The sequence below is a fragment of the Sphingopyxis sp. genome, from assembly GCF_025869345.1.
Lineage (GTDB): Bacteria > Pseudomonadota > Alphaproteobacteria > Sphingomonadales > Sphingomonadaceae > Sphingopyxis.
In genome coordinates, this window is the sequence record NZ_JAOZVW010000099.1 from 31,928 (window position 1) to 38,591 (window position 6,664).

Here is a 6,664-nt window from a genome sequence, read left to right on the forward strand (position 1 = left end):
TTGCGAGCGAAGCGAAGCAATCCAGAGTGCCGTAAGCCGCCCTGGATTGCTTCGCTTCGCTCGCAATGACGAGGCTGATTACTCGATCCAGTCGGGGACGCGTTCGGCGGCCATGATCGTCCCCGCGGCGATGCGGTCGGCGACGGTGACGTAGCGGTCGCCGTCGACGAGCACTTCGGGGACGAGGCTGCGGCTGTTGTAGGTCGAGGCCATCGTCGCGCCATAGGCTCCGGCGGTGCGGAACACCGCGAGGTCGCCCGACTCCACCTTGTCGATCACGCGGTCGCGCGCGAAGGTGTCGCCGGTCTCGCACACCGGGCCGACGATCGACGCGGTCATCTTCTCGCCGGTCGGCTGCACCGCGACGAAATCATGATACGCATCGTAAAGCGCCGGACGCGCAAGGTCGTTCATCGCCGCATCGACGATTACGAAGGGGTTGGTCGCGCCGGGCTTGACCCACAGCACTTCGGTCAGCAGCACGCCGGTATTGCCGGCGATGACGCGGCCGGGCTCGAACATCAAGGTGACGTCCCAGTCCTTCGTCACCCGCGCGACCATCGCGCCATAGTCGGCGGGCGACGGCGGATTATCGTCGGGACGGTAAGGCACGCCGAGCCCGCCGCCGAGATCGACGTGGGTGATGCTGTGCCCCGCGGCGCGCAGGTCGGCGACGAGGCGGCCGACGCGCTCGAACGCCGCTTCGAGCGGCGCGAGGCTGGTAAGCTGGCTGCCGATATGGAGCGCGATGCCGCGCATCTGAAGTCCCGGCAGCGCGGCGAGGCGCCCGAAGATGTCGGGCGCGGCATCGATGCCGACCCCGAACTTGTTTTCGGCCTTGCCGGTCGAGATCTTGGCGTGGGTGCCCGCGTCGACGTCGGGATTGACGCGGAGCACCGCGGGCGCGGTCATCTCCTTGGCCAGCGCGATCGCGGCGAGCGCGACGCCTTCGGGCTCATGCTCGATGTTGAACTGGCCGATGCCGCGGTCGAGGCCCTGCGCCAGCTCGGCGCGAGTCTTCCCGACCCCCGAAAAGACGATGTCCTCGGGCGCCATGCCCGAGGCAAGCGCGCGTTCGAGCTCGCCGCCCGAGACGACGTCGGCGCCATAGCCCTGCCGCGCGAGGACGCGCAGCACGCCGAGGTTGGGGTTGCACTTGATCGCGAAGGCGATGTGCTTCTTCGGAATGTCTTTCAGCGCGTCGGCGAACACCTGGGCATGGCGTTCGAGCGTCGCGCGCGAATAGACATAGACGGGGGTGCCGATTTCCTCGGCGATGCGCGGCAGGGGAATGTCTTCGGCGTGGAGGACGCCGTTACGGTATTCAAAATGGTCCATCGAAGGAAATCCTTGAACTAACTCCCCCGTCCCGTTCGCATCGAGCGAAGTCGAGATGCCCATCGGGCCGACGCCAGGCCGATGGGTGTCTCGACTTCGCTCGACACGAACGGTCGATGGGGATGCCTCATGGTCAGCCCGGAGGCGGCAGGTCGAAATCGTCGGGTTCGCGTTTTTCGGACCGTTTGAGAAGTTCGTCGCTGCGCGCGGGCTTGGCCTGCGCGTCAGGCGTCGTGAGCTCCTGTGTGGTCGGGGCGCGCGTCGCGCCGACGGGGATCGTCGGGGCGGGCTGATTCGCCGCGGGCTTCAAATCTTCCTTGGCGCCGCACGCGCCGAGCAGCGCGGCGGCGGCGCCTATCGTGACGATGAGGATGCGGCGCGTCGCCATCAATCGCTTCCTTCCAGCGCGCCGCGCGCGGCGGCGATCGCTTCCCTTACCCGGTCGGGCGCCGTCCCGCCATAGCTGCGGCGGCTGGCGACCGAAGCCTCGACGGTGAGCGCGGCGAGCGCTTCGGGGGTCACCGCGGCGTGGATCGCCGCGGCGTCCCCGGCGGGCAGCGCCGACAATTCAACGCCGAGTTCCTCGGATCGTTTCACGCAGGCGCCGACGATATGATGCGCCTCGCGAAACGGCACCCCCGCCTCGCGCACCAGCCAGTCGGCAAGGTCGGTCGCGGTCGAATAGCCCGAGGCGGCGAGCGCACGCATCCGGTCGGTGCGGAAGGTCAGCGTCTCGACCATCCCGGTCATCGCCGCAAGCGACAGACCGAGCGCGTCGAAGGCCCCAAACACCGTCTCCTTGTCGTCCTGCAAATCCTTCGAGTAAGTGAGCGGCAAGCCCTTCACGATCACGGCAAGCCGCTGAAAAGCCCCAAGCAGCAGGCCCGCGCGCCCGCGCACCAGCTCGGCGGCGTCGGGGTTGCGCTTTTGCGGCATGATCGAGCTGCCGGTCGACCAGGCGTCGGGCAGGCTCACGAAACCGAAGGGCTGGCTCGCCCAGATCACGATTTCCTCGGCGAGGCGCGACAAATGAATCGCGGCGATCGAGGCGGCGGCGCAAAATTCGAGCGCGAAATCGCGGTCGGACACGGCGTCGATGCTGTTCGCCATCGGGCGGGCAAAACCGAGCGCCGACGCGGTGGCGTGACGGTCGACCGGAAAGCCCGTGCCCGCGAGCGCCGCGGCGCCGAGTGGCGATTCGTTGAGGCGGCGGCGCGCGGCGGCGAAGCGGCCGCGGTCGCGGCCAAACATCTCGACATAGGCGAGCAGATGATGGCCGAGCGTCACCGGCTGCGCGACCTGCAAATGCGTGAAGCCGGGCATGATGCTGCCCGCATGCTCCCCGGCGCGCGCGAGCAGCGCCGCCTGAAGCGCCTTCAGCCCGGCGTCGATGCGTTCGCATGCGGTGCGGACCCACAGGCGGAAATCGGTCGCGACCTGATCGTTGCGCGAGCGCGCGGTGTGGAGCCGCCCGGCGGCTTCGCCGACGATTTCCTTGAGCCGCGACTCGACGGTCATGTGGATGTCTTCGAGCGCGAGGTCAACCGGCACGCCGTTCGCGGCGAACTCTTCGGCGATCTGCACCAGACCGCGATCGATCTGCACCGCATCCTCGGCTGCGATGATTCCCGCCGCACCCAGCATCGCGGCGTGCGCGCGGCTGGCAGCGATGTCCTCTTCCCACAGGCGCTTGTCGACGGGGATCGAGGCGTTAATCTCTTGCATGATCGCCGCGGGTCCGCCACCGAAGCGGCCGCCCCACATGCTGTTACTGTCCGGAGTATCCGCCATTTTCCGAATCCCAAACATCAGGCTGATGATCCTGCCGCTGATGCTGGCTGGATCGACGATCGCGGGCTGCGATAGGGAAAAGGCCGGCGGGGAGCAAGCGGCAGGCGCGCAAGCAAATATTTCGGACGGTGAAGCGAAGGATGCGGGCGGCGCCCGAACCTTTCAGCATGTCGTCGACCGCAGCCAGGCGGGCAAGGCGGCGCCCGCGGCGGCGTTCAAGGGCCCCGACGACGCGCCGGTGACGCTCGCGGCGTTCAGGGGCAAGCCGCTGCTCGTCAATCTGTGGGCGACCTGGTGCGCGCCGTGCGTCGCCGAAATGCCGACGCTCGACGCGCTCGCGGCGAAACAGGGCAAGGCGATGACGGTGATCGCGGTCGCGCAGGACCTGCAAGGCGCCGCGGTCGTCGATCCCTGGTTTCAGAAGGCGGGACTGAAGGCGCTGCAACCCTATCTCGATCCCGAGAACGGACTGCTCGACGCCACCGCCGGGGCGCTGCCGACGAGCATCTTCTACGGCGCCGACGGGAAAGAGCTATGGCGCGTCATCGGCGCGATCGACTGGCAGGGCGACGAGGCGAAAGCGCTGCTCGCGGAGGGTGAGGTTTAGCCCCAATTCGTCATTCCCGCGAAAGCGGGAATCCCGCTGTCTTTTTTTCTTCCTCTTTGTGCCTTTGTGCCTTTGTGCGAGGCCAAGTAATCTCGCACGAAGGCACAAAGGCACGAAAATAAGCTGGATTCCCGCTTTCGCGGGAATGACGGAATTTGGAACGAGGGTGAAGAAGGCGAAACGCTCGAGGCGCCCCGCCCTCTCCTGTCCGGCCGATCAGCCGCCCACCGTCACGCGGCCGGTGCGATAGCCTTTCTTGCGCATTTCCTTGACGTAATCCTTGTCGGCGTCGATGACCTCGGTCGACCATTCGTCCCACGCGTCCCAGCGGTCCTCGCGGTCGGTCGCGTGGCGCAGATCGCTGACGAGTTCCTTCTCGGCTTCGAGGATGTCGGCTTTGTAATTATACCAATATTGGTTGTAGACGCCGGCGATCGGCGCCGTGCGGATTTCGGGGCGGTCGAAACCCGGGGGCATCGCGCCATAGGGGATCGCGGCCATCGCGGCGCTGGCGGGGAGAGCCGTAAGCGCTGCAAAAATCGTCCATTTTTTCATCGTTCTTCTCCTGATGGACCCTGTGGTCAGGAGAGAAACGAAGGAGCGCGGCCTTTTCTTCCCGGCTCGACGATGATTCCGCACGGCTGGCGGCGGAATCATCCACTCCTTCCGTCATTGCGAGCGAAGCGAAGCAATCCAGAGCGGTTTACGCTACCCTGGTTTGCTTCGCTTCGCTCGCAATGACGCGGTGAAAAATCACCCCGGATGCGCTTCGTCGCCGACGCTCGATTTCAGGAGGCCGCGGAACACGTCGCGCGCGTCGCGCTTGCCCTGCGTCACGTCGAACACGTCGCGGGCGATCGGCATGTCGACGCCGTGATGCCGCGCAAGCGCCATCACCGTCGGCGCGCTCTTCACCCCCTCGGCGACCATGTTCATTCCCGCGATGATATCGTCGATATGCCGCCCCTTGCCGAGTTCGACCCCGACATGGCGGTTGCGCGACAAGGGGCTGGTGCAGGTCGCGATCAGGTCGCCCATGCCGGTGAGCCCCGCGAACGTCTCGGGCCGGCCGCCCATCGCGACGCCGAGGCGCGTGATTTCGGCAAGCCCGCGCGTCATCAGCCCGGCGCGCGTATTGTCGCCGGCGCCGAGCCCGTCGCCCATGCCGACCGCGATCGCGATGATGTTCTTGAGCACCCCGCCGAGCTCGCAACCGAGCAGATCGGTGTTGGTGTAGACGCGGAACAGCCCCGAATGGAACACGGGCTGGAGCGCGCGGACGACGATTTCGTCCTCCATCGACAGCACGCTCGCCGCCGCCTGCCCGGTCATGATCTCGCGCGCGAGGTTCGGCCCGGTGAGCACGCCGACGGGGTGGCCGGGCAATATCTCCTCGATCAGCTCGGTCATCCGTTTGCCCGAGGCAAGTTCGAGGCCCTTGGTGAGGCTGATGACGGGCACCCAGGGGCGCAGGTGCTTCTGCGCCTCCTCGAGCACGCCGCGAAAGCTGTGCGAGGGCACGCCCATCACCAGCACGTCGGCGCCCGCGACGACCTCGGCCATGACGTTCGTCGCGCGAAGCGCGGCGGGCAGCTTCACGCCGGGGAGATATTTGCGGTTCTCATGGTCGGTATTGATGCTCTCGACGGTTTCGGCATCGCGCGCCCAGAGCGTGATCGGCGCGTTGCGCGATACCACCGACGCGACCGTCGTCCCCCAGCTCCCCCCGCCGAGCAGCCCCACCTTCAGGCGCATATGTCTCTCCCGCTGTTTTGCTGGAGAGTGGCGCGGGACGGGAGGGTTGGCAAGCAACGCTTCACTTCCTTTCGTCATGCCGGACTTGATCCGGCATCCCGCTTTCCACGTTGCGGAAAAAAGCGGGGCCCCGGATCAAGTCCGGGGTGACGGAGGTTTAGGAAGATTGACCAGAAAATCCTTCATCGCGTCGGCGGTTGCCTTCGGGTCCTCGATCATCGGGACGTGGCCGATATGATCGAAAATGTGCGACCGGCTGCCCGCGATCCCCGCTTCGAGCACGGGCACGCAGCTCACATCGAGCAGCTTGTCGTGGCGCCCCCACAGGATCAGCGCCGGCACCTTCACCTCGCCGAGGCGGTCGTTGAGCGGATGGTCGCGGCCCTCGATCGCGATCACCCAGAAGATCGCGTCGAGCTGGTCGCGGTATTTCAGCGCATCGGCGTAAAGCACGGGCTTCAGCCGCGACGGGATATGCGGCGGCTTGTGGACGACCATCGCCACCAGCCGGTCGGCATCCTCCAGCCCCGCGAGGACGAGCGGATTATAATCCTCGTTCGCGGCCTGTTTCTGAAGCTCGCTTTCCTCGGCGCCGTTGACCCCGGCATTGTCGAGCAGGATCAGGCTGGCGAGCGCACCCGGATAGTCGATCGCATAGCGCAGCGCGATCCAGCCGCCCATGCTGTTCCCCGCGATATGCGGCCGGTCGAGACCGAGCGCATCGGCGAAGGCCTTCAGGCGCGCGGTCTGCGCCGCGATGTCGTAGGCAAGGCCGGGGTTGCGCTCATTCTCGCCGAAGCCCGGCAGGTCGGGCGCGATGATATGATAGTCGCGCGTCACATAAGGCGCGAGGAAGGACCAATTATCCTTGTCGCCCGAAAAGCCGTGGACGAGGAGCAAGGTCGGCTTCGCGGGATCGCCGCCCTCCAGATAGGGCCAGGCGCGGCCATCGACGGTGACGCTTTTCTGAACCGTGCCGCCGCGCTTGCGGAGCAGCCAGCGGCCGAGCGCGACGAGACGGCCGGGGAAGACGAAATAGAGCAGCGCCAGCGCGATCAGCGGGGCGGTGACGAGGGTGAGGAGGAATTTCATCACGTTCGGAATTTCCCTCTCAAACCGTTCGTGTCGAGCGAAGTCGAGACACCCATCGGCCTTGCGTGACGCCGATGGGTG

At 66.5% G+C, this 6,664-nt stretch carries 7 protein-coding genes; 1 reads left to right on the forward strand and 6 read right to left on the reverse strand.

Features of this window, described 5'->3' with window-relative positions; all coding sequences use genetic code 11:
- Positions 1-78: 78 nt before the first annotated feature.
- The 3 genes from lysA to argH all read right to left on the reverse strand — a co-directional run bounded on the left by lysA (position 79) and on the right by argH (position 3,102).
- Complete coding sequence (lysA, locus tag OJI97_RS10580) at positions 79-1,338, reverse strand: diaminopimelate decarboxylase (RefSeq protein ID WP_297663292.1); 1,260 nt, start codon at positions 1,336-1,338, stop codon at positions 79-81.
- Positions 1,339-1,471: 133 nt separating this feature from the next.
- Positions 1,472-1,726, reverse strand: coding sequence for a hypothetical protein (locus OJI97_RS10585; protein WP_297663294.1), 255 nt, complete (start codon positions 1,724-1,726; stop codon positions 1,472-1,474).
- Positions 1,726-3,102: an argininosuccinate lyase gene (gene argH / locus OJI97_RS10590; RefSeq protein WP_297663305.1), complete on the reverse strand. Its 1,377-nt coding sequence runs from the start codon at positions 3,100-3,102 to the stop codon at positions 1,726-1,728. The genes OJI97_RS10585 and argH overlap by 1 nt, the downstream gene beginning before the upstream one ends.
- 52 nt (positions 3,103-3,154) lie before the next feature.
- Here argH and OJI97_RS10595 point away from each other — a divergent pair, with 52 nt between their 5' ends.
- Entirely contained in the window at positions 3,155-3,736 is a 582-nt protein-coding gene (locus tag OJI97_RS10595) for a TlpA disulfide reductase family protein (protein ID WP_297663296.1), read from the forward strand.
- A gap of 216 nt (positions 3,737-3,952) precedes the next feature.
- On the opposite strand, the gene OJI97_RS10600 is transcribed toward OJI97_RS10595, so the two are convergent.
- The 3 genes from OJI97_RS10600 to OJI97_RS10610 form a co-directional block, all read right to left on the reverse strand.
- Positions 3,953-4,291, reverse strand: coding sequence for a hypothetical protein (locus OJI97_RS10600; RefSeq protein ID WP_297663298.1), 339 nt, complete (start codon positions 4,289-4,291; stop codon positions 3,953-3,955).
- 198 nt (positions 4,292-4,489) lie between these two features.
- Positions 4,490-5,491, reverse strand: a complete 1,002-nt coding sequence (locus OJI97_RS10605) for an NAD(P)H-dependent glycerol-3-phosphate dehydrogenase (RefSeq protein WP_297663300.1) — start codon at positions 5,489-5,491, stop codon at positions 4,490-4,492.
- Between the two features lie 135 nt (positions 5,492-5,626).
- Positions 5,627-6,583, reverse strand: a complete 957-nt coding sequence (locus tag OJI97_RS10610; protein WP_297663302.1) for an alpha/beta fold hydrolase — start codon at positions 6,581-6,583, stop codon at positions 5,627-5,629.
- Between the last annotated feature and the right edge of the window lie 81 nt (positions 6,584-6,664).

Coding starts and splice junctions, on each gene's coding strand:
- OJI97_RS10605 (WP_297663300.1), bottom strand. CDS start 5,491: ATGCGCCTGAAGGTGGGGCTGCTCGGCGGGGGGAGCTGGGGGACGACG.
- argH (WP_297663305.1), bottom strand. CDS start 3,102: ATGTGGGGCGGCCGCTTCGGTGGCGGACCCGCGGCGATCATGCAAGAG.
- lysA (WP_297663292.1), bottom strand. CDS start 1,338: ATGGACCATTTTGAATACCGTAACGGCGTCCTCCACGCCGAAGACATT.
- OJI97_RS10595 (WP_297663296.1), top strand. CDS start 3,155: ATGATCCTGCCGCTGATGCTGGCTGGATCGACGATCGCGGGCTGCGAT.
- OJI97_RS10585 (WP_297663294.1), bottom strand. CDS start 1,726: ATGGCGACGCGCCGCATCCTCATCGTCACGATAGGCGCCGCCGCCGCG.
- OJI97_RS10610 (WP_297663302.1), bottom strand. CDS start 6,583: ATGAAATTCCTCCTCACCCTCGTCACCGCCCCGCTGATCGCGCTGGCG.
- OJI97_RS10600 (WP_297663298.1), bottom strand. CDS start 4,291: ATGAAAAAATGGACGATTTTTGCAGCGCTTACGGCTCTCCCCGCCAGC.